Raw genomic sequence first — 26,032 nt, 5'->3', positions numbered from 1 at the left:
CGGCCCTTTCCGTCCCGGCCCCTGCTAGGCCGCCGTCACCAGCAGTCCGCGCTGCACCGCGGGACGCTCGAGGCCGCGCTCGAGCCATGCCGGCACATGCAGCAGGCTGTCGAAATCGACGAGTTCGCGCGCTTCGTAAAAGCCGATCAGGTTACGCACCCAGCCGAGCAGCGACATATCGGCGATGCTGTAGTCGTCCCCCATCACCCATTCGCGGCCCGCGAGCCGTTCGTCGAGGACATCGAGCAGCCGCGCCGCCTCGGTCACGTAGCGGTACAGCGGGCGCTTGTCCTCATAGGCTCTGCCGGCGAATTTGTGAAAGAAGCCGACCTGGCCGAACATCGGCCCGACCCCGCCCATCTGCCACATCAGCCACTGGATCGTTTCGTAGCGCGTGTTGGGATCGGGAGAGAGGAAGCGCCCGGTCTTGTCGGCGAGGTAGATCAGGATCGCTCCCGATTCGAACAGGGCCAGCGGCTGGCCGTTCGGCCCGTCGGGATCGTAGATCGCCGGGATCTTGCCGTTCGGGTTGAGCGCGAGGAAGGCCGGATCGCGGTTCTCGTTCGCCGTGATGTCGACGCGGTGGGGTTCGTACGCGAGGCCTGTCTCCTCGAGCATGATGCCGACCTTGACTCCATTGGGGGTCGGCAGGGAATAGAGCTGGAGCCGATCGGGGTACTGCGCCGGCCAGCGCGTGAAAATTGGATGATCGAGTGCCACATTCTTCTCCGGACTTTGGTGTTGCGTTCGCATCGGACACCCCGGTAATCCCGGAGGCTCCGATGCGGGCGACAGCGTTCAGATCGCGCCGGCGGGCGTCACGGCGGGGAAGTCCTTCTCCGGATCGAACACGTTGTTGAAAAAGTTCGTCAGCGAGTACATCGCCACCAGCGCGACGATTTCGATGACGTTCGCTTCCGTGTAGCCGGCGTCGCGCACAGCCTGCAGGTCGGCGTCCGTGACGTTGCCGCGGGTCTCGATGACTTTGCGCGCAAACTGGACGGCGGCGTGGCGCTTCCGGTCGCTGGCATGGCCCTTCCGGGCGAGAATGATTTCATCGGCCGGCATCCTGGCCATATGCTCGGCCGTAAAGCTATGCACACCCAGGCAGTAATTGCAGCCATTGACTTCGGACACGGCGAGGCCGATGCTGTCGCGCGTCTTCACGTCGAGCGCCTTGCTCAGCGAGCCGAGCAGGGTTGCCCATGCGTTGAACGCGATCGGGCTCTGCGCGAAGGTCGCCATCATATTGGGGGTGAAGCCGATGTTCTTGGTGAACGCATCGAGGGTCGGTTTCGAAGCGGCCGGTACTTGTTCCGGGGTGAGCACTACAGATCTTGCCATCATCATCTCCGTGTTTACTGGTTTCACTACTGATAGGGGAAGCCCATGTCGGCACACTCCCCTGCATGCTCCGAACCCATGCGATGGGCCGAAGCAAATCGGGCGTTGAAGGGGCGCGGCCGGGCCTATACCAGGTCGAGCACGTCGGCCACCGGACGGCGTGGCTTCTGCGGCCAGTTACCCGGACGCTCCGCTCCTACCGACAACAACATGACCGGCACTTCGTCGTCGGCCAGTCCGAACTCGCGGTGTACCGCATCGGCATCGAAACCGATCATCGGCGTCGATCCCAGGCCCAGCGAGCGGGCCGCGTAAATGATTGCCGCGGCGCCGAAGGTGGCGGTGCGCACCGCCTCATCGCGCCGGCGCTGCGGGTAGGCCATGTACAGGTCGCGTGCGGGGATTTCCCATTCCGGCACCATCGCCGCCGGCATGATGCCCGCGTCGACCACCGGGGCCAGGCGCTCCGGTATCACGCTGGTATCGACCAGCTGGCCGATGACGATGAAAGTGACGGCGGCATCCTTGATGGCGGGCTGGCTCCAGGCGATCGGGCTCAAGCGCGCCTTGGCCTCGGGCGTGCGCACCGCGATGAAACGCCAGTTCTGCAGGTGGAAGGAGGTCGGCGCTGCGGTACCGATCTGCACCAGTTCGCGGATCTGATCGTCGCTCAGGACCGCGGCAGGGTCGTAGTACTTGGCGGCGCTGCGGCTCAGGATGCATTCGATGACGGCATTGGTCTTGGTAAGTGCTTTGGTCATGGTTATTCCTCGGGGTGAAGGGACAGGTTGAGGTACACACGCGCTGTGAATGAGCCTCCACTGTAGGCCGTCGGGTTACCGATTTCGAGACTGCATCTGCTCAATAAGCTGCCCAAAAGGATCATCCAGATCACGCAGCCGCAACGGCGCGAAAAAAAAGGCGGCCGCACAAGCGGACCGCCGTCAAGGAGAGCAACAAATCTTGAACAGGGAGTTCAGCGCGCCTGGCGGCCCTCGCCGGCGCCAGCGCGCGGTAGTCGAAGCGCCTCTCGAGCAGGGAAGTACGTTTGACAGTCAATGGGCCTGTGTTCTTCATCGTGTCGTCAGGCTTCTTTCTTCACGACCTTGCGCGGATCGTCATTGCTGACTCTCCTGCACCGCCGGCACGTGACCATCCCCATCGGCCGATCGGGCGGCGCCCTTCCCCATCACCGTCAGGTCGATCTTCGCGAGCGCGATCTTCCTTGCCAGTGCGGCTTGCTCCCGGTCGAGAAAGGCGGTGGCCTGCACGGGGAAGAATTGCAGGGATTTCAGCCCGATGCTGCCCAGCACCGCGGACAGGTACGGCCTGAGAAAATCGGGCTGGTTGGCGCGCTCGCCCGCGAAAACGCCACCGGAAGCGATGCCGACGAACACCGGACGATCCCGCAGCATTCCCACCTTCCCGGACGGCGTCGACTTGAAGGTGCGGCCGGTGCGCAGGATCCGGTCGATCCAGGCCTTGAGAACCGAAGGAACGGTGAGGTTGTGCATGGGCGTTCCGATGACGATCGCATCGGCCGCCTCGACTTCCTGGATCAGCGTTTCGGAAAGATCGAGCGCACCCATCGGCGGCGCCGCCAGCGTGGCCGGCGAAGATAGGGCGGTCGCGTAGTCGGATTCGCTGTGCGGCACCGGGGCCACGGCGAAGTCGCGCCGGGTCACGCTCGCGCCGGGCGCGGCTTCGAGGAGCTTTCCGACGATCGCCGCCGACAGCGCGCGGCTGTGCGATTCGGGGCGCGGGCTGCAGTCGATATGCAGGATGTTCATGCGAATCCTGGTCGTTTCATTGGTCATGATGATTCATTGGGGTGACTGGATCGGTCGAGGCACGCGCATGCTTTCGCGCCATGCGCAGCGCTTGTCGTTCAGGGTTCCCGATCGAGATAGCGGCTGGCCCACGTCGCTATCATTGCGGCGGCGTAGTCGGCATCGGCGCGGCGCGTCAGCAGGTGGACGGCGTCGTCGAGGGAAATGAAGCTCTTGGGGTGCTTCGCCAACGTAAAAATACGCGCGGCATTTTCGATCCCCACCGTGGCATCCAGCGGCGAATGCAGGACCAGCAATGGAATGCGCAGCTGCGCTATCCGCGATGCCAGGTCGTGACGCGCCAGGTCCTCGATAAAACTCCTGCGTACCATGAACGGCCTGCCGGCCAGCGACACCTCTGCTTGTCCGTGCATCGCGATGGCCTGAAGGCTTTGCGGGTCGAATTGATGCAGGACGTGGGTGGTATCGAAGGGCGCGCCCAGCGTGGCCAGGGCGCGTATGCCTGGCATGCGGCCTGCCGCCATCAGCACGGCCGCGCCCCCGAGGCTATGGCCGACCAGGATGGATGGCGGCTTGCCGTCCCTGGTCAGCGCGTTGCCGGCCGCGACCAGGTCTTCCACGTCCGCGGCGAACGTCGCGTCGGCGAAACTCCCGCCACTATTGCCCAATCCGGCGAAATCGAAGCGCAACACGCCGATGCCGCGCGCGGCCATTGCGCGTGCCAGGCGGGTGGAAGCCAGGCTGTCCTTGCCGCACGTGAAGCAGTGGGCGAGTATGGCCCAGCCTTGCGGCTGCCCGTCCGGCAGCTCCAGCTTGCCGGCCAGCCGGTAGCCGCGCGGGCCGTCGAATTCAAAGGTTTGTGCTGTCATACGAGGAGTCGATATCCCTGGTGTCGGAAGCCTCCACGTTAGCGCGGCCGGATACAGGTTTCGAGACTGCAGCGGCTCAATTCAATGCCCAGGAAGATCAAAACGGCGATGCAATGGCAAGGCCCTACTCGCCCTCCCGCGCCTGGCGGCGCCATTGCCCCGGTGTCATCCCCATCTTGTCCGTGAACACGCGCCGAAAGGCCGCCACCGATTGATAGCCGACCGACTCGGCCACGGTTTCGGTGGTCATCGCCGGCTTCTTCAGCTCGTTGGCGGCCAGGCTCATCCGGATATCGGTCAGCAGCTCGATGGCCGAGCGTCCCAGCTTGTCCTGAAAATGCCGTACGAAGGTGGCGCGCGACATGCTGCACAGGGCGGCCAGATCGGGCAGGTTCCAGGGCCGCGCCGGATCGGCCAGCATGGCTGAAATGGCCGGCGCCAGCCGCGGATGGCCCGACAGCGCCAACAAGCCTGCCTGGGCTTGCTCGGATTCGCTTGCCGCACGCAGCACCAGCGTGAACAGCGCCGAGGTAAGCGCATTGAGGATGGCAAATCCACCGAGCTTGTCTCCGGCGGACTCGGTGCGCATCAGGCCGACGAGGCTGGCCAGATGGCTCGACGCGGCGTGGGCGCCCTCTTCCGCATGGCCGCCGGCGGTGCGAACCACCAGGTTGGTGGGCAGATAATTGCGGATCAGCCGGTCGTGAGGCGGGCCGATGAAAAACCGCCCGCACAACATGTCCAGATGCGCGCCCTGGCCATCGTTTTCGCTGTACGTCATTCCCGCCGGACCGCTCCGGATATAGGTACGCGCCGGCGCACGTCCGCTGCCGTCGTGCAGCACGTGCGCCGACCCGTGCGGCAACAGCACGATATCTCCGCTCACCAGCTCCGTGGCAGTGTTCGTCTCCGGATCCTCGATCACGGCCCGGCCATTGAGGACGACGTGGTAAGGAATCTCGTGCGCCGCGGACTGGGGCCAGGCCACGCGCCATGGAGCATCGTAGGCGCAGCGCACCTCCAGTCGACCAGTGACGGTGATCATTTGCAGGAGATGGCTCAGCCAGTCGACTTGGGACATAGCACTTCGGGAACGTAACACGCTCACGCCGGACGGGCTGCGGGCGTGAACTGATCGGACGTGCGGCGCACGCGCTGCAGGTGCAGGGTTTTCAACGTTGCTCAAGATGGGCCCGGCACTGAGGGCTCGCGGACCCGGGCGGGTGCTCCGCTGGTGGCGGTCGGCATGCTCCTTTGGCGTCTGCGGCATGCGGCTACCGGAATTCGACATTCGGCTTCGCGGTGACGCCTGGCCCATGCGCCTCGGCGCCAGCGGAGATTGCAGTTGTCATACCTATTGCGGTCAGAATCGGACGAGTCATCATTGTTGCGCTTCTCCTCTTGGTCTTTACATTCTGTACTATCGATGGTACGAATAGAAGAACCAAGATCCCCCTAGTTTGTGTGTACCAAGAATGGATTCGACCCTGCAGATTCAACTCGACCGGACAGCGAAGCTGTCTCTGTCAGAACAAATTCTTGTCAGTATTACGCGGGCCATCGAGTCAGGCCTGCTCGTACCTGGCACCAGACTGCCTTCGTGGCAGGACCTGGCCGCGCAACTCGGCGTGGCGCGTGGTACCGTTCAGGCGGCATATGAACGCCTGTCCGATGCCCAGATGATCGAAACATTCGGGGCACGAGGCACCCGCGTGGCGCCGCGGCCCAGCGTGGCGGCGCCCCAGGCAAAGGCGCCGGAACCGGGAATCCTGATGAGAACCTGTCAGGAGATAAACGCCCGGCCCGGGATCTTTCAGCTCGGCATTCCGGGACTGGATGTCCTCCCGGAGCGGCTTTTTGCGCGCGCCCGCGCTTCCAATCTGTTGAAGATCGGCTCGCTCTCCTCACCGATCTATCCCGATCCTGGCGGGGAGTTCGAGCTGCGCCGGGAGATTGCGGGCTATCTCTCCATCGCCAGGAATCTTCACTGCTCCCCGGAGCAGGTGTTCATCACGTCGGGATACCGGGCCGGCCTGGGTCTTGCGCTGAGAGTGCTGGGCCTGGAGGGGAAGAAGGTTTGGATGGAAGAGCCCGGTTTCCACTTCACCCGGAGAGGACTGGAACTCGCCCGTTTGGATATCGTTCCGGTACCGGTCGACGCCGACGGCCTCGACGTCAGCTACGGGATCGGGCACGCTGCGGACGCCGCGCTGGCCGTCGTGACGCCCGGCCAACAGGCGCCCCTGGGCTCGACCTTGTGCCTGCGTCGGCGGCTTCAGCTGCTCGAATGGGCGGTCTCGAGCGGCGCCTGGATCATCGAGGACGACTACCTCAGCGAGCTGCAACTGGAAGGCAGGGCGGCACCCGCCCTGGCCTCACTGGACAAGGGCAACCGGGTGATCCACATCGGTTCTTTCAGCAAGACCATCAGTCCCGGGCTGAGACTCGGGTTCGTCGTGGCGCCCACCGAGCTGCTTGCCGCGTTCTCGGAAGTAGCCGCCATGCTCGCCCCCGCGCCGGCACCGGTCGTGCAACTCGCCACGGCCCAATTCATGCGTGATGGCCACTACGTGCGGCGCGTGCGCCGGCTCAAGCGCCTGTATTCCGCGCAACGCGACGCGCTGTGCGAGCAGTTGCGCATGCGCGACGCGGAGTGGGTCAAGGCGGGCCTGGCGGTACTGCTCAGGCTCCCCGACGGCGCGCCCGACGTACAGATCGCCCGGGAAACGCTCGCCTTCGGCATGGCCCCCTCGCCTTTGTCCGCGTGGTTCGCGACCCCATCCCTGGCCTTGCCGGGGCTGCTGCTCGGGGTCGCCACGGCGCCCGAGCCCCAGCTCGCTACCGCCTGCCGTCACCTGTTCGACATCATCGATCGATATCGCTAGCCCGGTTCAGCTCGGGAAGGACCCAGTTGGGGCGCGGGAAGTGGCAGGTATACCCGTCGGGCCGCTTCTCGAGGTAATCCTGGTGCTCCGGCTCGGCTTCCCAGAAGTCCCCGGCAGGCGCAAGCTCGGTCACGACCCTTCCCGGCCACAGGCCCGACGCGTTCACGTCGGCGATGGTCCTCTCCGCCACCCTTTTCTGCTCATCGCTCGTATAGAAAATCGCCGAACGGTAGCTCATGCCGATATCGTTGCCCTGGCGGTTCATGGTGGTCGGATCGTGGATCTGGAAGAAATACTCCAGGATGCGCCGGTAACTCGTCTGCGCCGGATCGAAGACGATCTCGATTCCCTCCGCATGGCTACCATGGTTGCGGTAGGTCGCGTTCGGCGTGTCGCCACCGGTATAGCCGACGCGGGTGGCGACAACGCCGGGCAGCTTGCGGATCAAGTCCTGCATGCCCCAGAAGCAGCCCCCGGCAAGTACAGCGCGCTCATGCATGTCAAAGCCCTCCAACCTGGTCGAGATATTCACCGTAGCCCTCGCGCTCCATGTCGTCGCGATGGATGAAGCGGAGCGAGGCGGAATTGATGCAGTAGCGCAGGCCGCCGCGGTCCGGCGGGCCGTCCGGGAAGACGTGCCCAAGGTGGCTGTCGCCGTGCGTCGACCGCACTTCGGTCCGGACCATCCCATGGGAGGTGTCGCGCAAGGCATTGACGTTCGCGGGAACGATCGGCTTGGTGAAACTCGGCCACCCGCAGCCCGACTCGAACTTGTCGGTCGACGCAAACAGGGGTTCGCCCGAGACCACGTCCACGTAGATGCCGGGCTCCTTGTGATCGTTGTATTCCCCGGTAAACGGACGCTCGGTTCCCGATTCCTGCGTGACGCGGCGCTGCACCGGGGTCAGTCGATCGATCGCCTGCTGTGACTTTCTGTATTCCATGATCAGCCTCCAAAATGTTGTTTGAGTCGGGTCTTGCTGTTGCCCCTCGCATCTTCACGGACGAACGCGGATGATCGACTTGCCCTTGCCCGGCGCCGATAATGCTGCGACGGCGTTGTCGAGCTCCGCCACCTTGCCGATGTTGGTCCGCAGTCTTCCATCGCGCACCCGCTGGACGATCTCGCCCAGCTGCGTACGGTCGGCCTCGACCACGAAGTCGATCGCGCGGCCGTCGGCGGGCCGCGCTTCGGATGGGCCGACGACAGACACCAGGGTTCCTCCGGCCCGGATCAGGCGCGCGGACCGCTTCCCGATGTCGCCGCCGATGACATCGAACACCAGGTCGACGCTGTCGACATCTTCCAGCTTGTCGGTGTCGAGGTCGACGAATTCGTGGGCGCCGAAGTCGAGCGCCTTGTTGCGGTCGGCGGCGCGTCCGGTCCCGATGACATGTGCGCCGGCCGATCTTGCAAGCTGGGTCACCATCGAGCCGACCGCACCGGCCGCGCCGTGCGCGATGACGCTCTGTCCCGCCTGAAGGCGGCCGTGATCGAACAATCCCTGCCACGCGGTGAGTCCCGAGATGGGCAGGCTCGCGCCCACCGTGAAATCGACGTCGTCCGGCAAGGGCGCGAGGTTGCGTGCCTCGATCGCCACATACTCGGCAAGGGAGCCGTCGCGATACCAGTCGGCGAGGCCGAACACGCGCTGCCCAGGCGACAGGCCCGCCGTGCCGTAGCCGAGGGCCGTGACCACGCCCGCCAGCTCGTGGCCGGGGACCGTGGGCGTCCGGTCGCGGCCGAGGCGATCCGCCCAGGTCGATGGCCATGATAACTCGGTCCCGACGAATCCCGACGCATGGATCCGGACGATAACGTCATTGATGGCGGCCTGCGGCTCCGGCCGCTCCACCAGCTTCATTCCGGCCATGCCCGCAGCCTGGTCCGTCACGATGATCGCTTTCATGGTCTTCCTCCCTATGCCTGGAATAACCATGTTAGCGCCGTTCGCGTACTCGGTAGTCTCGAAATGGTGCTGATTCGTCCACATGTGCGCATCGCTGCCATTGGACAGTATGCCTCCACTGTACTGCCAGGCCGGGCGGCTCGGCGGTGTACTGGAAGGTGTGGATGGGAATCGACCTGGCGCAAGCGGGACGCCAAAAACAAAAGGGCTAGCTTTCGCTAACCCTTTGATTTGATTGGTCGGGGCGAGAGGATTCGAACCTCCGACCCCCTGCACCCCATGCAGGTACGCTACCAGGCTGCGCTACGCCCCGACTCAGCCTGCAATTATATCAGAGGCAGGTAAAATGATAAGTGTTTTGTTACTTCCATTCACCACGCAAGGCCAGCACTTCCTCGTACAAGCCTTCCGGCGTGACCTCCTGCGGCGGCACCGGGCGGCCCACCGCCAGCGCCAGGCGCGAGCGCCAGCCGCGCGTGAAGGAGCGCTCGAACACGTTCGACGGGTCGCGCGAGAACAGGCTGCCCCACAGGCCGCGCAGCGCCATCGGGATCACCGGCACCTTGCTGCGTTCGACAATTTTTGCGATGCCGCCGCGGAACTCGTTCATTTCGCCGGTGCTGGTCAGCTTGCCTTCCGGGAAGATGCAGACCAGTTCGCCTTCGTGCAGGGCCTGGGCGATGTCGACGAAGGCCTTTTCCATCAGCCAGGGGTTTTCCTTGGCCGGGGCGATCGGGATCGCTTTCGCCGTGCGGAAGATGAAGCCGAGCAGCGGGGTCCTGAAAATGCGGTGATCCATCACGAAGCGGATCGGGCGCGGGCTGGCCGCCATGATCACGATGGCGTCGACGTAGCTGACGTGGTTGCAGACCAGCACCGCCGCGCCCTCTTCCGGGATCCGGTCGGTGTCCACGGTCGAGACGCGGTGGATGGTGTGGATCAGCAGCCAGGCCAGGAAGCGCATCAGGAATTCCGGCACCAGCGAGAAAATATAGATGGCGACCACCGCGTTCAGCAGCGCCGTGGTCAGGAACATTTCGGGGATGGTGAAGCCCCGCTTGATGAGGAACACGGCGAGGCCGGCCGCCGCCACCATGAACAGGGCGTTCAGGATGTTGGTGCCGGCGATCGTGCGCGACACGTGCTGCGGGTCGCAGCGGGTCTGGATCAGGGCGAACAGCGGCACGATGAAGAAGCCGCCGAACACGCCCAGCAGCAGCAGGTCGGCCAGGATGCGCAGCGTACCGGCCTGGTGCAGCAGGCCGAGGAAGTCGACCGGCGCGGTATTCGCATAGCCCTGGCTGGCGAAATACAGGTCGATGCCGAACAGCGACAGGCCGATCGCGCCGAACGGCACGAGGCCGATCTCGACCTTGCGGCCCGAAAGCTTTTCGCACAGCAGCGAGCCGGCGCCGATGCCGAGCGAGAAGATGGTCAGCAGCAGCACGAACACGCTGTGGTCGCCGTGCAGGTAGTCCTTCGCATATAGCGGGAATTGCGACAGCAGCAGCGCGCCGTAGAACCAGAACCAGGAATTGCCGAGCATGGACAGGAACACCGTGCGGTTCTTGCGCGAGAACGCCAGGTTGCGCAGGGACTCGGCGGCAAAGTTGCGGCTGATGGCGAGCTCGGGCGCCGGCGCCGGCGAGTGCGGAATGCGCCAGCTGGTGATGAAGCCCAGCACCGCCACGGCCAGGGTGGCGCCGGCCACCAGGTGGATGCCCCAGGTGCCCTGCCCGGCCAGCACCGCGCCCATCACTTCGCCGAGCAGGATGCCCACAAAAGTCCCCATCTCGATCACGCCATTGCCGCCGACCAGCTCTTCCTGCTTCAGGTGCTGCGGCAGGTAGGCGTACTTGACCGGGCCGAACAGGGTCGAATGCACGCCCATCCCGGCCACCGCCGCCACCAGCAGCCACAGCGTATGCGTCATCCAGCCCAGGCCCGCCACCGCCATGATGCCGATCTCGAGCAGCTTGACCCAGCGCGCCAGCCTGCCCTTCTCGACCTTGTCGGCGATCTGGCCGGCGGTCGCCGAGAACACGACGTAGGGGAGGATGAACAGGCCGGGGATCAGGTTGTTCAGCAGCGCCGGCGGCACGCTGGTCCAGGACAGCGCGTCGTAGGTCAGCACGACCATCAGCGCGGTCTTGAACAGGTTGTCGTTGAAGGCGCCGAGGAACTGGGTCCAGAAAAACGGGCCGAAACGGCGCTGGGTCAGCAGCGCAAACTGGCTATGGTGGCTGGATTGGCTCATTCGGTGGGGTCGCGGTGTTGTGACAGATGCGTAATCTACCGCACAACACCGCACTTGAATACCTGGCCTTGCCGAACTCCGGCCAAGGTAGCGGATTCCGATACCGCGCGGATCAGCGCATCCGCGACCAGGCGCGGTACAGCGGCCCGATCGCCAGCACCACGACCACCATGCGCGACACGTGGAAGGCCGTCACCACCGGCACGCCCAGGTGCAGCACGCGCGCCGTCAGCGACATCTCGGCGATGCCGCCGGGCGAGGTCGCCAGCAGCATGGTGCCCGGATGCAGGCCCGTCACCTGGGCCAGGGTCAGGGCGAAGCCGGCCGCCAGCAGCATGGTGACCGCCGTGCAGGCGGCGACGCCGGCCAGGTAGCGTGGCGCGGTATGCACGAAGCGCGGGGTGAAGCGGGTGCCGAGCGAGACGCCGATGAACAGCTGGCCGGCGCGGATCATCCACTCCGGCAGGCGCGAGAGCTGGATCCCGGCCGCGGTCAGCGCCAGCGCCACCAGCAGCGGGCCGATCACCCAGGCGTTCGGCACCTGCAGGCGCTTGAGCAGCAGCGCGGCGGCGGAGGTCACCGCGATCAGGACCAGCAGGCCGGCCGGGTGGACGGTGGCGGCGAGCGGCACGAACAGGTCGATGCCGGCGCCCCAGCCGTGGCTGGTGAACCAGCGCACCGCGAACGGGATCGTACCGACCACCATCATGATGCGCAGGCTGTGGGCGGCGGCCACGTGTTCGACCACGGCGCCGTGGCGCTCGCCCTGCACCGCCATCTCGGACGCGCCGCCGACCGCCATCGCGAAGAAGGCGGTCGCTTCGTCGCTGCCGGACAGGCGGCGCAGCATGGCGCCGGCCACCACGCCCAGGCAGATCGCGACCGCCACCGCCAGCACGATCCATGGCAGGTTGCGCGCCAGCGCCGCCAGCACCGGGGCGCTGAAGTACAGGCCGAGGGCGGTGCCGATCGCCCACTGGCCGGCTTCGCGCGCCTGCACCGGCGCCCCCAGCCGCGCGCCCAGCATGCAGGCCGCCGCGGTCAAGAACAGCGGCCCGATCATCCAAGGCAGCGGGGTATCGAGGGCGATGCAGGCCTCGGCCGCGGCGAACGCCAGGGCCAGGGCCGGCAGGAAGGTCGACAAAAGCGCGCGCAATGGCGCCGGCAGGCGGATCAACAGTCGGCTGCTGTGGCTCAGAACACCCACAGCTTCTCGGCCGGCATCTCGAGCCAGTACTGGCCCGGGTCGATGCGGTGCTTCGAATACGCGCGCACGCTGGCGTCGCCCTGCTTGAACAGGCATTCCCACCGGTCGCCCAGGTACATGCAGGTCGACAGCGGCATCTGGATGCCGTTGTCCACCTGCTGGCGGCCGATGCGGACTTCCTCGACCCGGATCAGGGCGGCGGCATCTGCGCTGTCGCCGGTGCCGCGGGTGGTGGCGTTCAGCGCCATGCCCTCGACCTGCAGGCGGGCGGTGCCGCCGTTGCGGGCGACCACGCGCGCCGGCAGGCGGTTGTTGCTGCCCATGAACTCGGCGGTGAACAGGGTGTCCGGCGACTCGTACATCGATTGCGGGGTGCCCTGCTGCTCGATCTTGCCGTTGTTGAGCAGGAGGATGCGGTCCGAGATCGCCATCGCCTCGGCCTGGTCGTGGGTCACCATCAGGGCCGACAGGCCCAGGCGCACGATCAGTTCGCGCAGGAAGGCGCGCGCTTCTTCGCGCAGCTTGGCGTCCAGGTTCGACAGCGGTTCGTCGAGCAGGATCACGGGTGGGTTGTAGACCAGGGCGCGGGCGATCGCCACGCGCTGCTGCTGGCCGCCGGACAGCTGGTGCGGGAAGCGCTGGCCCAGGTGGCCCAGGCCGAGCTGGGACAGCACCTCGTTGACCTTGCCTTCGATCTCGCGGGCCGCCATCTTGCGCAGCTTGAGGCCGTAGGCGACGTTGTCGAACACGGTCTTGTGCGGCCACAGCGCGTAGGACTGGAACACCAGGCCGAGGTTGCGGGCTTCGGCCGGCAGCTCCATCTTCTGGCTGCCGTCGAACACGCGGCGCTCGCCGATGTCGATGGTGCCCGCCTTCGGGCTTTCCAGGCCGGCCACGGCGCGCAGCAGCGTGGTCTTGCCGCTGCCCGATGGGCCCAGCAGGGCCACCACTTCGCCGCGCTGCAGGTGCATCGACACGCCTTTCAGGATCGGGTTGGCGGTGGCGCCGCTGCCGTAGTCGAGGTGCAGGTCGTTGACGGTCAAAACGTTCATGGTAGGGTCTCGCAATTCGTTGGTCATGATGCTTGTGTCGCTTAGTTGTGCAGCTTGACGCCGAAGCGCAGCGCAATGCCCAGGCCGATGGCCACGAGCGTGATGTTAATGAAGGACAGCGCGGCCACCAGGTCGGTCGAGCCGCCGGCCCACAGCGACACCAGCATCGCGCCGATCACTTCGGTGCCCGGCGACAGCAGGTACACGCCGGTCGAGTATTCGCGTTCGAAGATCAGGAACACCATCAGCCAGGCGCCCAGCATGCCGAACTTGATCAGCGGCAGCGTGACGTCGCGGGTCACGCGGCCGCGGCTGGCGCCGACTGCGCGCGCCGCCTCTTCCAGTTCCGGGCCGACCTGCAGCAGCGAGGTCGAGACCAGGCGCATGCCGTAGGCCAGCCACACCACCGAGTAGGCCAACCACAGCGCGAAGATGGTCGAGCGCAGCTGGCGCAATTGCGGGATGAAGTGCTCGGACAGCCAGCGGGCGGCGTCGTTGTCGAAGTTGTGCAGCAGGCCGTCCAGCCAGCTCGGCACGAACAGGAACACCCACAGGAAGGACAGGCCGGCCAGCAGGCCCGGCACCGCGCGCGGCACCAGCACGCTGTAGTCCAGCAGGCGGGTGACGCCGTCCTGCTTGCGGTGCATGGCCAAGGCGATGGCGGTGTAGCAGGCCACGGCCAGGGCGCCGCCGATCACGCCGATCAGGATGGTATTGAGGATGCCGCGCATCAGCGACGGCTGCTCCCAGATGTCGCGGAAGTGCTGCAGGGTCAGCACGTCGGCCAGTTTCACGCCCTCGCCCCAGTACTGGACGAAGGAGCGCAGCACGATGCCGGACAGCGGCAGCACCACGGTGACCAGGATCCAGGCGCCCAGCACGGCCATGGCGACCCATTTCCATTTACCCAGCGGCAGCGGCTTCTGGCGCGCGCCCTTGCCCTTGATCGACACATATTTATTGGCCGATTTCAGCAGCCAGCGCTGCAGCATCACCAGCGGCATCGTCACCGCCACCAGGCACACGGCCACGGCGGCCATCAGGTGGTAGGACGGGGTGCCCAGCTTGTTGGTCAGCTTGTACAGGTAGGTCGCCAGCACCAGGTGGCCTTCCGGATCGCCCAGCACCAGCACCAGGCCGAACACCTCGAAGCCGAGGAAGAACACCAGTACGCCGGCATAGGCCAGGGCCGGCATGATCATCGGCAGCGAGACGTTGAACATCACCTGCCACGGCGAGGCGCCGGACACGCGCGCCGCTTCTTCGACGTCCGAGCCGAGGCTCTTCAGCGCCGACGAGGCGTACAGGTAGACGTGCGGCACGTGGGTCAGGCCGGCGATCACGACGATGCTGGTGAACGAGTACACGTTCCACGGAGTGACGCCGAGCAGCTGGTGCACCCAGGTCGTGTAGAAGCCCACCGGGCCCATCGACACGACGTAGCCGAAGCCCATCACCATCGGCGACACGAAGATCGGCACCAGCAGCACCGGCGCGATCCAGCCGCGGCCCGGCAGGTCGGTGCGCACCATCAGGAAGGCCAGCATGCCGCCCAGCGGCACGGCGATCGCGGCCAGGCCGGCGGCCAGCAGCATGCCGTTCTTGAACGCCATCCAGAAGTCGGCGTCGTCGAAGATGAAGCGGAAAGCGTCCAGCCCGAGTTGCTTGTCGGGCATGAAGAAAGGCGCCGTCAGGACACTCTGGTAGAACACCAGGAACAGCGGCAGGAAGATCGCCACGCAGGTGAGCAGGACCACGATGGCGCGCGGCCAGTTCAGGTGCTTGCGCGTAGCCGCAGCGTCATGCGCGGCGCCGGATTTCAGGCGTGCGCCCGGCAGGGAAAAGGTAGGCATGGGGAGATCCGATCAGACAGCGGAAACAGGGACGGCAGGCGGACGGGCCGGAGGTCGACAGACCCGCCCGTCCGGGGTGCTACGTGATGCTTACTTCTTGCCGGCGGTGGCTTTCCACTCTTTCAGGAAGGCCATGCGGATCGCCGGATCCAGGTACTCGGCGACGGCCGGACTGACCGGCAGCGGCTTGATGTTCTTCTCGCCGACCATCTTGACCAGGTCGCTCGAAGTGGTCTCGCCGGTGACGTCGGAGCGGATCGCATACAGCTTGGAGCCGTTGGCGATCACGGTCTGGCCGCGGTGCGACAGGATGTAGTCGGTCCACAGCTTGGCGGCGTTCGGGTGCTTGGCCTTGCTGTTGATGAAGTGCACGCGCGAAATGATCAGCGTGTAGTCCTTCGGCAGCACCACGCCCAGCGACGGGTCGGTCTTGGCGCGCACCAGGGCGTAGGAACCCAGCACGTTGTAGCCGATCAGGTTCTCGCCCGACGAGATACGCTCGAGCATGGTGCCGGTCGAGGACTGCACGCGCACCTTGGCGGCGCCGAAGGCCTGCTCCAGCTGCTTGAACTGCGGGAAATCCTTCTCGTCCTGGGTCATGAACATGAAGCCGACGCCGGATTTCTCGATGTCGTAGGTGGTGACCTTGTCCTGGAACTTCGGCTTGCTGATCAGGCTCACGAATTCGGCATGGGTGTGCGGGACTTCGGCTTCGGTCACCAGGCGCTTGTTGTAGACGAAGGCAGCCGGCTCGAAGGTGGTGCCGTAGGCGGTGTCCTTCCATACGGCCCAGCCCGGGATCTTGGACGCTTCGACCGATTTGTAGGCCATCGCGTAGCCGCCGGCGGCCAGCTTCATCTGCAGGTCCATCGCGGAGGACCACAGCACGTCGGCGGTGTCGCCGCCGGCCGCGTTCTCGGAGATGAAGCGGTTGTACACCTCGGTCGAGTTCATGTCGTTGTACTCGACCGTGATGCCCGGGTAGAGGGTGTTGAAGTCCTTGATCAGCGGCTGGGCGGCCTTGCTGTCGGTGGCGCCGTAGATCACCAGCTTGGCTTCCTTCTTGGCGCCGTCGACCAGTTGCTGGTAGTTGGCGGGATAGCCGGCCGGCACCTGGGCCAGTGCCAGCGGGGCGGCCAGCATGGCAGCTGCGGCGGCGATGAGGGTTTTGGTGAATTGCATGTCGTCTCCTTGGTTTTTTCGGTATGGTCAGCGGACCAGGTTTAACTGCCTGGCCTGCCGGTTGTAGTCGGCCACGGCCTGTTTGATATAGCGGGTCAGCGCGTCGCCGGTCAGCGAGAACGGATACAGGCCGGCTTCAAGGCGCATCTGGGCGAAGCCGGGCGCCGCCTCCATGCGGTCGAAAGCCTCGACCCAGCGCTTGTAGTCGGCGTCGGATACGCCCGGGCCCATCCAGACGCCGCGGATGACCGGCCACACCACGTCGTAGCCTTGTTCGCGCGCGGTCGGCACCTTGGCCAGCACGCCCGGCAGGCGGTGTTCGGCCAGCACCGCCAGCACGCGCACATTGCCGGCGTCGGCGTACAGCGTGGCCTCGGAAGTGTCGCCCGAGATCACCTGGACGTAGTTCGCCTGCATCGCGGTGAATTCTTCGCCGCCGCCTTCCAGGGCGACGAAGCGCAGCTGCTTCGGATCGATGCCGGCCTTGCGCACCAGCAGGGCCATCTTGATCCAGTCCTGGCTGCCGATGGTGCCGGACACGCCGATCAGGACCTTCTGCGGATCGTTGCGCAGCGCGTCGATCAGCTCGGCCAGGTTGTGGTACGGCGAATCGCCGCGCACCGCGATCATGCCGTAGTCGGCGCCGAGCGCGGCCACCCAGCGCACGTCACCGGGGTTGGCCTTGCCGAACTTGCCCTGGGCGAGGTTGAGCAGCGAACCGCTCGAGAACGCGATCAGGGTGTCCGGCTCGGCCCGGCGCTGCGAGACGATGGTGTGCCAGGCGACCGCGCCGATCCCTCCCGGCAGGTAGCTCAGCTTCAGGCGCGGCGCGTCGGGCCTGGCCTGCAGGGCCTTGCGGGCCAGCTTGCAGGTCAGGTCCATGGCGCCGCCCGGCTTGGACGGCACCACGCATTCGGCATCGGCGGCCATGGCCGGGATGGCGGCCGCAGCCAGGGTCGAGACCATGGCTGCGGCGAACAGGGATCGAAGTGTATGCATGGCTAGCATGATACTGCTGTTGGCGCGGTCGTCCGGCGGCGATCAGAAGCGGTGCTGGATGCCGGCGGTGAAGCCGTTCTGGGTCGTGCCGAAGCCCGGATCGTCGCGCGACAGGCCCACCAGCTGGCCGTGGTCGGCCTTGGCGTGGGCGGCGACCATGTACAGGTCGGTGCGCTTGGACAGCGCGTACATCGCGCGCGCCACCAGCATGGTCGGATCCGCGTCCTTGTCGGCCGCCACGCTCTTGGTGTTGACGTGGTAGACGGCGCCGGTCAGGGTCCAGGCCTTCACGTTGTAGCTTACGCCAGCCCAGTAGGTGTCGCCGCGCACGTCCGGGGTCGCTGCCTTGCCCGACTCCAGCTTGTAGCCGCGCATGGCGGCGTCCAGGCGCCACGGACCGACCTTGTAGTCGGCGCCGACGTGGAAGGCGGTGGTCTGGTCGCGGTTGCCGGTGGCGGCCACGGTGTTGCCGTTGATCTGCTCGTAGGATGCCATCACCAGCAGGCCGCTGCCGCTCCAGGAGCCGCCGACCGCGTATTTGCGGCCGTCGGCCTGGCTGGTGGTCTGCTCGCCCAGGCCGATGGTGGCGCCGTAGGTGAAGCCGCCGGTGTGGCCGGTGTACTTGATCAGGTTGTCGAACGCGGTGGTCATGCCGTACTTCGACGGGCCGGTGGCGTTGCCGCTGGTGGCCCAGGAGTAGTTGGGCGCGAAGCCCATCGGGTCGACCTTGATCACCAGGTCATAGGTCGTGGTGAACGAACGGCCGATCACCACGCGGCCGAAGGCGCCTTCCAGGCCGACGTTGGCCTGGCGCTTGAACAGGGCGCCGTCCTGGGCGCCAGTGTCCAGCAGGATGCCGCCTTCCAGGTTGAACACCGCTTTCAGGCCGCCGCCCAGGTCTTCGCTGCCGCGGAAGCCCCAGCGCGAGGTATTCTTGCCGCCCGAGACGACGCGGGTCATGTCGGCTCCGTTGGGACCGGCGTTGGTCAGGTGCTCGACGCCGGCGTCGATCAGGCCATAGACCTGGACGTTGGATTGAGCGTGGGCGGTGGTGTTCAGGGAAAGCGCTGCCAGGGCGGCGAGCGCGAGAGCCGACTTCTTCATGGTGTCTCCGGTTGTGAAAAATCTTTTTTATACTGCTTGGCGAACCAACTATATGCGGCGTTTCCTTTCAATCAGCTTTCAGTCGGCTGTCAATCGGCTTTCAATCCGTATTCAATGCGCACTATCCGGCGCCGGCGGTTTCCGCTTACACTAAAAAAATGCGAATCCTGTTAGTCGAAGACCACGTCGAGCTGTCCCATTGGGTCTCCAAGGCGCTGCGCGACGCCAAGCTCACCGTCGAATGCGCCACCAGCGGCACCGATGCCGATGCCCTGCTCCATACCCAGGACTACGCCCTGGTGATCCTGGACCTGACCCTGCCCAAGATGGACGGCCTGGAGGTGCTGCGCCGCCTGCGCACGCGCGGCGGCCCGCGTGCGCGCACGCCGGTGCTGATCCTGACCGCCCGCGGCGGCCTCGAAGAAAGGGTGCAGGGACTGAACCTGGGCGCCGACGATTACCTGGCCAAGCCCTTCGAACTGGCCGAGCTGGAAGCCCGCGTCAAGGCTTTGCTGCGCCGCAGCGTCGGCAACGAGGCGCTGGTGCACCGCTGCGGCCAGCTCAGTTTCGATACCGTGGCGCGCATGTTCAGCTACTGCGGCGAAGCGCTGCCGCTGACGCCGCGCGAGCACGCCCTGCTGGAGACGCTGATCGCGCGCCCGGGCTGCGCGCTGTCCAAGGAAAAGCTGTTCGACGCCGTGTTCGCGCTCGACGACGACGCCAATCTCGACGCCATCGAGCTGTACATCCACCGCATCCGCAAGAAGCTCGACAAGCGCGAGGACGGCGGCGCCGCCATCGTCACCCTGCGCGGGATCGGCTACCTGCTGCAGGAACGCCCGGCGCAGGCGGACAAGCCGGCCTGACGATGACGGTCGCGCGGCTCGCCTCCTTCCTGCGCCGCCAGCCCGGCGCGGCCACGCGGCCCGCGCCGGCGGCGCCGCTGGGCAGCCTGCGCAGCCAGCTGCTGCGCTGGCTGATCCTGCCGCTGGTGGCGCTGGTCGCGCTGAACGCGGTTTCGCTCTACCGCGACGCGCTGGACGCCGCCGATATCGCCTACGACCGCTCGCTGCTGGCCTCGACCCGGGCGCTGGCCGAACGGGTCTCGGTCCGCGACGGCAAGGTGGTGGCCGACGTCCCCTACGTGGCGCTGGACAGCTTCGAGACCGACACCCTGGGCCGCATCTTCTACCGGGTCGGCGGCCTGAAGGGCGAAACCGTGTCCGGCTACGACGACCTGCCGCCGGTGCCGGCCAAGGTCAAGCGCTCGGAACTCTATCCGGCCCTGGTGCGCTTCTACCATGCCGACTACAACGGCGAGCCGCTGCGCATCGCCGCCCTGCTGCAGCCGGTGTACGACGATTCGATGCGCGGCATCGCCCTGATCCAGGTCGGTGAGACGCTGGACGCGCGCCGTGCGCTGTCGCGCCGCATCCTCCTGAACACCCTGCTGCGCCAGGCGCTGCTGGTGCTGGCGGTCGCGACCCTGGTGTGGTTCGCGGTGCGCCTGGTGCTGCAGCCGCTGATGCGCCTGAAGCAGGTGTTCGAGACGCGCGCGGTGTCCGACCTGTCGGACGTCGACGCGTCCATGGTGCACCGCGAGGTGCGGCCGCTGGTGGCGGCGCTGAACGGCACCATGGGCCGCATGCAGGGCCTGATCGCCAGCCAGCGCCGCTTCATCGCGGACGCCTCGCACCAGCTGCGCACGCCGCTCACGGTGCTCAAGACCCAGGCCGAACTGGCGCTGCGCGAAAACGACCCGGCCGCGATGCAGGCCATCGTGCGCTCGATCGCGGCGACCACCGATTCCACCGTCCACCTGGCGAACCGGCTGCTGACCCTGGCGCGCATCGAGCACGGCAACGGCAGCGCCGCCTCCTTCCCGGTCTCGCTGGCGGCGCTGGCCCAGCAGGTGGGCCTGGAACTGGCCCTGCCGGCGGTGCAGAAGAACATCGACCTGGCGCTGGAGGCGGAGGACGGCGACGGCACCACGGTCCAGGGCCAGGAAATGCTGCTGCACGAGCTGCTGACCAACCTGACCGACAATGCGATCCGCTACACGCCCCCGGGCGGCGGGGTGCTGCTGCGGGTATGCCGGGTGCCGTCCGGCGTGTTGTTGCAAGTGCAAGACAGCGGCCCCGGCATCGACGAGGCGGAATACGAGAAAGTGTTCATGCCCTTCTACCGCTCCCAGGCGGCGCTGGAAATCAATCCCGGCGGAACCGGGCTGGGCCTGGCGATCGTGCGCGACATCGCAACCCTGCATGGCGCCACGCTGAGCATGGGCCGCGCCGACGGCGGCCACGGCCTGAAGATCGGCGTGCTGTTCCCCGCCGAGACGGCAGCAGCCGGCACGGACGACCTTGTTTCGGGTTAAACGAAGCCGGGAATCCCGCTGTTTCGATGGCGGGGCCCGCCAGGTGGGACGCGAGGTATCGGCAAACGCTGCCGAACACGAACTGTTTCACGACGCATATTGCGGATAGCCAAGCATGCGAGACGGCAAAACTTTCGGCGTTTGAGCGAGCACAAGCTCTGTTGCCGGATGGGCTTCCTGTACCATGCGGCGCCGGTAGAATGCGCCCATGAACACGACCCGCCACGCCTACAGCATCCACGAATGCAGCGCCACCGAGGCGCTGTTCGACCAGATCGAGCAGGAGCTGCTCGTCCTCACCACGGCGTCGCTCGATGGCCAGGCCGAGGCGCCACAGTGCGTCGACGAGTTCGCCGACGACTTCTTCGATCGCTGGAGCAGGCCACCCGCCATGCCGCCCGATGTCGCCATCGAGCGGCCCTGGCTGGCGGGTTAACCCAGCGACTCCAGGCGGATACGCACCACCTTGCCTACCACCGTCGACAACGCTTCGATCTTCGCGATCGCCGCGTTGACGTACTTTTCGCGGGTCTGGTGGGTGATGATGACGATGTCGGTGCGGGCCTTCTCGCCCGGCTCCTTCTGCAGCACGGCGTCGATCGAGATGCCGGCCTCGGCCAGGATACGGGTCAGGTCGGCCATCACGCCCAGCTGGTCCTGCACGTACACGCGCAGGTAGTAGGCGGTGCGGATCTCTTCCATCGGCAGGATCGGCAGGTCCGCCAGCTCGGCCGGCTGGAAAGCCAGGTGCGGCACCCGCGAATACGGATCGACGGTGGCCAGGCGGGTCACGTCGACCAGGTCGGCGATCACGGCGGACGCGGTCGGCTCGGCGCCGGCCCCCTTGCCGTAGTAGAGCGTGGTGCCGACCGCGTCGGCCTTCACCAATACCGCATTCATCGCGCCTTCGACGTTGGCGATCAGGCGGGTGGACGGAATCAGGGTCGGGTGCACGCGCAGCTCGATGCCCTCGGTACCGTCGACCACGGTGCGGCGGGTGATGCCGAGCAGCTTGATGCGATAGCCGAGCTGTTCGGCGTAACGGATATCGACCGCCTGCAGCTGGCTGATGCCCTCGACGTGGCTGCTGGCGAACTGCATCGGGATGCCGAACGCGATCGCGGCCATGATGGTCAGCTTGTGGGCGGCGTCCACGCCTTCGATGTCGAAGGTCGGGTCGGCTTCCGCATAGCCCAGCTCCTGGGCCTCCTTGAGCACGGTGCCGAAGTCCAGGCCCTTGTCGCGCATTTCCGACAGGATGAAGTTGGTGGTGCCGTTGATGATGCCGGCCACCGACTCGATGCGGTTGGCCGACAGGCCTTCGCGCAGCGCCTTGATGATCGGCACGCCGCCGGCCACGGCCGCCTCGAAGGCCACCATGACGCCCTTGGCCTGGGCCGCTTCGAAGATTTCATTGCCGTGCAGCGCCAGCAGGGCCTTGTTGGCGGTGACCACGTGCTTGCCGTTGGCGATCGCCTGCAGCACCAGTTCGCGCGACAGTTCGTAGCCGCCGATCAGCTCGACGACGATGTCGATCTCGGGATGGTTGACGACCGCGAACGGGTCGGCCACGACCTCGACTTCCGGGCCGACGATACGGCGGGCACGCTCGAGATTGCGGGCGGCGACCATCGCCACTTCGATGCCGCGGCCGGCGCGGCGGCGGATTTCTTCCTGGTTACGCTGGAGCACGTGATAGGTGCCGGCGCCGACGGTGCCGATGCCTAACAAGCCTGCTTTGATGGGTTTCATATTCAAGTTCTACTCTGTCGTTCTCAGCGCGCGTGGCGGCGCCGGTAACCGTCGAGGAAGCGCGCAATGCGGCCACACGCGTCGGTCAGGTCGTCGGAATTGGGCAGGAACACCAGCCGGAAATGGTCCGGGGCGATCCAGTTGAAGCCGGTGCCTTGCACCAGCAGGACTTTTTCCTCGGACAACAGCTCGCAGATAAATTGCTGGTCGTCAGCGATCGGGTAGATCTTGGGGTCGAGGCGGGGGAACATGTACAGCGCCGCTTTTGGCTTGACGCAGGACACCCCCGGAATATCGGTCAGTAATTTGTGCGCGAGGTCGCGCTGGCGCGCCAGGCGGCCGCCGGGCGCCACCAGGTCGGCGATGCTCTGGTAGCCGCCCAGCGCGGTCTGGATCGCGAACTGGCCCGGCGCGTTGGCGCACAGGCGCATCGAGGCCAGCATGTTCAGGCCTTCGATATAGTCTTTGGCATGGCGTTTTTCGCCGGACACCACCATCCAGCCGGCGCGGTAGCCGCAGGAGCGGTAGTTCTTGGACAGGCCGTTCAGGGTCACGAACAGCACGTCGTCGGCCAGCGAGGCCAGCGAAACGTGCTCTTCGCCGTCGTACAAGGTCTTGTCGTAGATTTCGTCGGCGTAGACGATCAGGCCGTGCTGGCGCGCCAGCTCGACGATCTCCAGCAGCACTTCGCGCGAATACAGCGCGCCGGTCGGGTTGTTCGGGTTGATGACCACGATCGCGCGGGTGTTCGGCGTGATCTTCTTGCGCATGTCGGCAATGTCCGGCATCCAGCCGGCCTGCTCGTCGCAGATATAGTGGACCGGATTGCCGCCCGCCAAACTGACCGCCGCCGTCCACAGCGGATAGTCGGGCGCCGGCACCAGCACCTCGTCGCCATTGTTGAGCAGGCCCTGCATCGCCATCACGATCAGCTCGGAGGCGCCGTTGCCCAGGTAGATGTCGTCGATCTTCACCCCGGCGATGTTCTTTTCCTGGGTGTAGTGCATGACCGCCTTGCGCGGCGCAAACATGCCCTTCGAGTCGGTGTAGCCCGCGGCGCCGTGCAGGTTGCGGATCATGTCCTGCACGATCTCGTCCGGCGGATCGAAGCCGAACACGGCCAGGTTGCCGATGTTCAGCTTGATGATCTTGTGGCCGTCATCCTCCATCTGGCGCGCCTTCTCGAGCGCGGGGCCGCGGATTTCGTAACACACGTCATCCAGCTTGTTCGATTTCAGAATCGGTCGCAAAATGTCACCCTGCCAATGTAGATTGTTGCAATGCGAAAAATCCCATTCTGCCCAATACAGCGAGATTAAGCAACCTGACTGCTGGCGTTGTAGAAAAACCCATTACAATACGCGGCTCGTGCGCCCCGCGCACTTTTTCAGCACGCACAACCACGGCTTTCGACATGAAGCTCCATTCCAGCAACACCGAAAAATACCAGACCGTCACCGGCTACGACCAGTCCGGCGTCGAGATCAATGCCAAGCGCTACGACTACAGCGTGCTGGTGATGCCCGAGACGCCGCCGCGCGCCTGGGACGTGACCCGGTTCGAGGACCTGACCGCCGCCCATTTCGAACAGATCGCCCTTGATAAGCCCGATGTGGTCGTGCTCGGCACCGGCGAGCGCCAGCGCTTCGTGCACCCGCGCCTGATCGCCAGCCTGTCGGCCCTTCGCATCGGCGTGGAAAGCATGGACAGCCATGCTGCCTGCCGCACCTACAACATCCTGATGGGTGAAGGCCGCAAGGTGACGCTGGCGTTGATCATCGAATGAAAGAACTTCACAAGAACAAGACCCTGGTCTGGACCCTGTTTCTCGCCTTCGCCGCCGTCCTGCTGGGCGTGCTGCGGGCGCGCACGCTGGTCCCGCCCGACGAAGGGCGCTACGCCGAAATGGCGCGCGAAATGTTCGCCAGCGGCGACTGGATCACCACCCGCCTGAACGGCATCAAGTACTTCGAAAAGCCGCCGCTCCAGACCTGGATGAACGCCCTGACCTTCGAGATCTTCGGGCTCGGCGACTGGCAGGCGCGCCTGTGGACCGGCCTGTGCGGCCTGCTCGGCGTCGGCCTGACCGGCTACACCGGCATGCGCGTGTTCGGCGCGCGCATCGGCTTTTACGCGGGCCTGGTGCTGGCCTCCTCGCTGTACTGGGTGATCTGCAGCCAGGTCAATTCCGTCGACATGAGTTTGTCGGCCATGATGACGGTCGCCCTGTGCGCACTGCTGATCGCCCAGCGCGACGATGCCACCGCGGCCGAGCAACGTAACTGGATGCTGGTGTGCTGGGCCGGAATGGCCCTGTCGGTGCTGGCGAAAGGCTTGATCGGCCTTGTTTTGCCGGGCGGCGTGCTGGTGCTGTACACCGTGTTTGCGCGCGACTGGAAGATCTGGACCCGCCTGCACCCGGTCAAGGGCCTGCTGCTGTTCTTCCTGATCGCCGCGCCCTGGTTCGTGCTGGTCGGCCTGAAGAATCCCGAGCAGCCGCACTTCTTCTTCATCCACGAGCACTTCGACCGCTTCCTGAAGAAGGAGCACCACCGCGAAGCCGCCTGGTACGTGTTCTTCGTCCTGCTGGCCGTCGGCAGCGTGCCCTGGGTCGGCGTGCTGGTGCAAAGCCTCATCCTGGGCGCCAGACGCGAGGAAGGCGCCACGCGCTTCAAGCCGCGCCTGCTGCTGCTGGTGTGGACCGCCTTCATCATCCTGTTCTTCACCAAGTCGAATTCCAAGCTGCCGGGCTACATCGTGCCGGTGTTCCCGGCCGTGGCCCTGCTGGTGGCGGTCTACCTGGACGTCGGCACCCGCCGCAGCCGCATGCTGACCGCCGGCCTGACCGCCCTGTTGGGCGCCGGCCTGCTGGGCTTCGTGCCCTTCATGCTGCGCCTGGCGCGCCACCCCGGCGAGAACCTACTGTACGCGGCCTACCAGCCATGGGTGCTGGCGGCCGGCCTGGTGCTGCTGATCGGCGGGCTGCTTTCCATGCTGTACGCGCGCCAGATGCAGCGCGACCTGACGGTGCTGGTGCTGGCGATTGCCGGTTTTGCCGGCACCGAGCTGCTGCTGACCGGCTTCGAGCCGATCGGCCAGGTGCGCGCCGGCACCAACCTGCTGCCGGCCCTGAAGGCCGCCGGCGCCGCCGATCCTGCCACGCACGTGTATTCGGTCAACATCTACGAACAGTCGCTGACCTTCTATCTCAACCGCACCGTGACCCTGGTCGACTACTGGGACGAATTCACCTTCGGCCTCGAACAGCAGCCGGAACTCGCGATCCCGACCGTTCCGGCCTTCGTCGCGCGCTGGCGCGCCGAGGCTGCGGCCGGCCAGAAGAGCATCGCCATCACCCGTCCCGAGATCGCGGCCGAGCTGAAACGCCAGGGGGTGCCGCTGCGCGTCGTCGCCGGCGATGCGCGCCGCACCGTGATCGCCAATTTTTGAA

Annotated in this window: 24 protein-coding genes and 1 tRNA gene; 6 read left to right on the top strand and 19 right to left on the bottom strand. The window is 66.0% G+C overall.

All coding sequences use genetic code 11. From position 1 onward, the window contains the following. Positions 1-24 precede the first annotated feature (24 nt). The 6 genes from AC3A6M_RS15315 to AC3A6M_RS15290 all read right to left on the bottom strand — a co-directional run bounded on the left by AC3A6M_RS15315 (position 25) and on the right by AC3A6M_RS15290 (position 5,084). Entirely contained in the window at positions 25-720 is a 696-nt protein-coding gene (locus tag AC3A6M_RS15315) for a glutathione S-transferase N-terminal domain-containing protein (protein ID WP_487853578.1), read from the bottom strand. 78 nt (positions 721-798) lie between these two features. Then, positions 799-1,344 carry a carboxymuconolactone decarboxylase family protein gene (locus tag AC3A6M_RS15310; RefSeq protein ID WP_487853577.1) on the bottom strand — a complete coding sequence of 182 codons (546 nt, stop codon included), beginning with the start codon at positions 1,342-1,344 and terminating at the stop codon, positions 799-801. Between the two features lie 125 nt (positions 1,345-1,469). Further along, the gene (locus AC3A6M_RS15305) at positions 1,470-2,105 is read right to left on the bottom strand and encodes a nitroreductase family protein (RefSeq protein ID WP_487853576.1); all 636 of its coding nucleotides are present in this window, start codon (positions 2,103-2,105) and stop codon (positions 1,470-1,472) included. Positions 2,106-2,462: 357 nt separating this feature from the next. Beyond that, entirely contained in the window at positions 2,463-3,134 is a 672-nt protein-coding gene (locus AC3A6M_RS15300) for an FMN-dependent NADH-azoreductase (RefSeq protein ID WP_487853575.1), read from the bottom strand. A 98-nt stretch (positions 3,135-3,232) separates the two neighbouring features. Further along, positions 3,233-4,003 carry an alpha/beta hydrolase family protein gene (locus AC3A6M_RS15295; RefSeq protein WP_487853574.1) on the bottom strand — a complete coding sequence of 257 codons (771 nt, stop codon included), beginning with the start codon at positions 4,001-4,003 and terminating at the stop codon, positions 3,233-3,235. A 124-nt stretch (positions 4,004-4,127) separates the two neighbouring features. Further along, entirely contained in the window at positions 4,128-5,084 is a 957-nt protein-coding gene (locus AC3A6M_RS15290; protein WP_487853573.1) for an AraC family transcriptional regulator, read from the bottom strand. A gap of 394 nt (positions 5,085-5,478) precedes the next feature. Here AC3A6M_RS15290 and pdxR point away from each other — a divergent pair, with 394 nt between their 5' ends. Beyond that, on the top strand, positions 5,479-6,888 hold the full coding sequence (pdxR, locus tag AC3A6M_RS15285; RefSeq protein WP_487853572.1) for a MocR-like pyridoxine biosynthesis transcription factor PdxR: 1,410 nt from the start codon (positions 5,479-5,481) through the stop codon (positions 6,886-6,888). Here pdxR and msrA read toward each other — a convergent pair. The 11 genes from msrA to AC3A6M_RS15230 all read right to left on the bottom strand — a co-directional run bounded on the left by msrA (position 6,869) and on the right by AC3A6M_RS15230 (position 18,452). Continuing rightward, the gene (gene msrA / locus AC3A6M_RS15280) at positions 6,869-7,387 is read right to left on the bottom strand and encodes a peptide-methionine (S)-S-oxide reductase MsrA (protein WP_487853571.1); all 519 of its coding nucleotides are present in this window, start codon (positions 7,385-7,387) and stop codon (positions 6,869-6,871) included. The genes pdxR and msrA overlap by 20 nt on opposite strands. 1 nt (position 7,388) lies before the next feature. Next, positions 7,389-7,832 carry a peptide-methionine (R)-S-oxide reductase MsrB gene (gene msrB, locus AC3A6M_RS15275; RefSeq protein ID WP_487853570.1) on the bottom strand — a complete coding sequence of 148 codons (444 nt, stop codon included), beginning with the start codon at positions 7,830-7,832 and terminating at the stop codon, positions 7,389-7,391. Between the two features lie 54 nt (positions 7,833-7,886). Continuing rightward, positions 7,887-8,798 (bottom strand): NADP-dependent oxidoreductase, encoded by a 912-nt coding sequence (locus tag AC3A6M_RS15270; protein WP_487853569.1) that lies wholly within the window; start codon positions 8,796-8,798, stop codon positions 7,887-7,889. Between the two features lie 236 nt (positions 8,799-9,034). Further along, positions 9,035-9,111 (bottom strand) — tRNA-Pro (locus AC3A6M_RS15265). A 48-nt stretch (positions 9,112-9,159) separates the two neighbouring features. Then, the gene (locus AC3A6M_RS15260; RefSeq protein WP_487853568.1) at positions 9,160-11,055 is read right to left on the bottom strand and encodes an MFS transporter; all 1,896 of its coding nucleotides are present in this window, start codon (positions 11,053-11,055) and stop codon (positions 9,160-9,162) included. Between the two features lie 112 nt (positions 11,056-11,167). Next, positions 11,168-12,223 carry an AbrB family transcriptional regulator gene (locus tag AC3A6M_RS15255; protein WP_487853702.1) on the bottom strand — a complete coding sequence of 352 codons (1,056 nt, stop codon included), beginning with the start codon at positions 12,221-12,223 and terminating at the stop codon, positions 11,168-11,170. Between the two features lie 26 nt (positions 12,224-12,249). Then, complete coding sequence (locus AC3A6M_RS15250; protein ID WP_487853567.1) at positions 12,250-13,314, bottom strand: ABC transporter ATP-binding protein; 1,065 nt, start codon at positions 13,312-13,314, stop codon at positions 12,250-12,252. Between the two features lie 41 nt (positions 13,315-13,355). Further along, positions 13,356-15,167 carry an ABC transporter permease gene (locus tag AC3A6M_RS15245; protein WP_487853566.1) on the bottom strand — a complete coding sequence of 604 codons (1,812 nt, stop codon included), beginning with the start codon at positions 15,165-15,167 and terminating at the stop codon, positions 13,356-13,358. Between the two features lie 90 nt (positions 15,168-15,257). Further along, entirely contained in the window at positions 15,258-16,349 is a 1,092-nt protein-coding gene (locus AC3A6M_RS15240) for an ABC transporter substrate-binding protein (RefSeq protein ID WP_487853565.1), read from the bottom strand. Positions 16,350-16,376: 27 nt separating this feature from the next. Further along, positions 16,377-17,348 carry a tripartite tricarboxylate transporter substrate binding protein gene (locus tag AC3A6M_RS15235; RefSeq protein WP_487853564.1) on the bottom strand — a complete coding sequence of 324 codons (972 nt, stop codon included), beginning with the start codon at positions 17,346-17,348 and terminating at the stop codon, positions 16,377-16,379. A gap of 42 nt (positions 17,349-17,390) precedes the next feature. Then, on the bottom strand, positions 17,391-18,452 hold the full coding sequence (locus AC3A6M_RS15230) for a porin (RefSeq protein WP_487853563.1): 1,062 nt from the start codon (positions 18,450-18,452) through the stop codon (positions 17,391-17,393). 158 nt (positions 18,453-18,610) lie between these two features. Here AC3A6M_RS15230 and AC3A6M_RS15225 point away from each other — a divergent pair, with 158 nt between their 5' ends. The 3 genes from AC3A6M_RS15225 to AC3A6M_RS15215 all read left to right on the top strand — a co-directional run bounded on the left by AC3A6M_RS15225 (position 18,611) and on the right by AC3A6M_RS15215 (position 21,265). Next, positions 18,611-19,318, top strand: a complete 708-nt coding sequence (locus tag AC3A6M_RS15225) for a response regulator (RefSeq protein ID WP_487853562.1) — start codon at positions 18,611-18,613, stop codon at positions 19,316-19,318. 2 nt (positions 19,319-19,320) lie between these two features. Next, complete coding sequence (locus AC3A6M_RS15220) at positions 19,321-20,829, top strand: sensor histidine kinase (protein WP_487853561.1); 1,509 nt, start codon at positions 19,321-19,323, stop codon at positions 20,827-20,829. A gap of 208 nt (positions 20,830-21,037) precedes the next feature. After that, a complete protein-coding gene (locus AC3A6M_RS15215; RefSeq protein ID WP_487853560.1) occupies positions 21,038-21,265 on the top strand; it encodes a hypothetical protein in 228 nt (75 codons plus the stop codon). On the opposite strand, the gene AC3A6M_RS15210 is transcribed toward AC3A6M_RS15215, so the two are convergent. Next, a complete protein-coding gene (locus AC3A6M_RS15210) occupies positions 21,262-22,581 on the bottom strand; it encodes a homoserine dehydrogenase (protein ID WP_487853559.1) in 1,320 nt (439 codons plus the stop codon). The two genes, AC3A6M_RS15215 and AC3A6M_RS15210, sit on opposite strands and share 4 nt — an antisense overlap. Positions 22,582-22,604: 23 nt before the next feature. Continuing rightward, positions 22,605-23,831 carry a pyridoxal phosphate-dependent aminotransferase gene (locus AC3A6M_RS15205; RefSeq protein WP_487853558.1) on the bottom strand — a complete coding sequence of 409 codons (1,227 nt, stop codon included), beginning with the start codon at positions 23,829-23,831 and terminating at the stop codon, positions 22,605-22,607. 164 nt (positions 23,832-23,995) lie between these two features. Between AC3A6M_RS15205 and AC3A6M_RS15200 the strand changes: the two genes are divergently transcribed. Continuing rightward, complete coding sequence (locus AC3A6M_RS15200) at positions 23,996-24,367, top strand: Mth938-like domain-containing protein (protein WP_487853557.1); 372 nt, start codon at positions 23,996-23,998, stop codon at positions 24,365-24,367. Then, positions 24,364-26,031, top strand: coding sequence for a glycosyltransferase family 39 protein (locus AC3A6M_RS15195; protein WP_487853556.1), 1,668 nt, complete (start codon positions 24,364-24,366; stop codon positions 26,029-26,031). Before AC3A6M_RS15200 ends, AC3A6M_RS15195 begins: the two co-directional genes overlap by 4 nt. The last annotated feature ends 1 nt before the right edge of the window (position 26,032 follow it).

This window comes from Telluria sp. Soil_C_11 (genome assembly GCF_057657395.1).
Note: the sequence above shows the minus strand (reverse complement) of the source record. Positions and strands in the feature narration are given on the sequence as shown.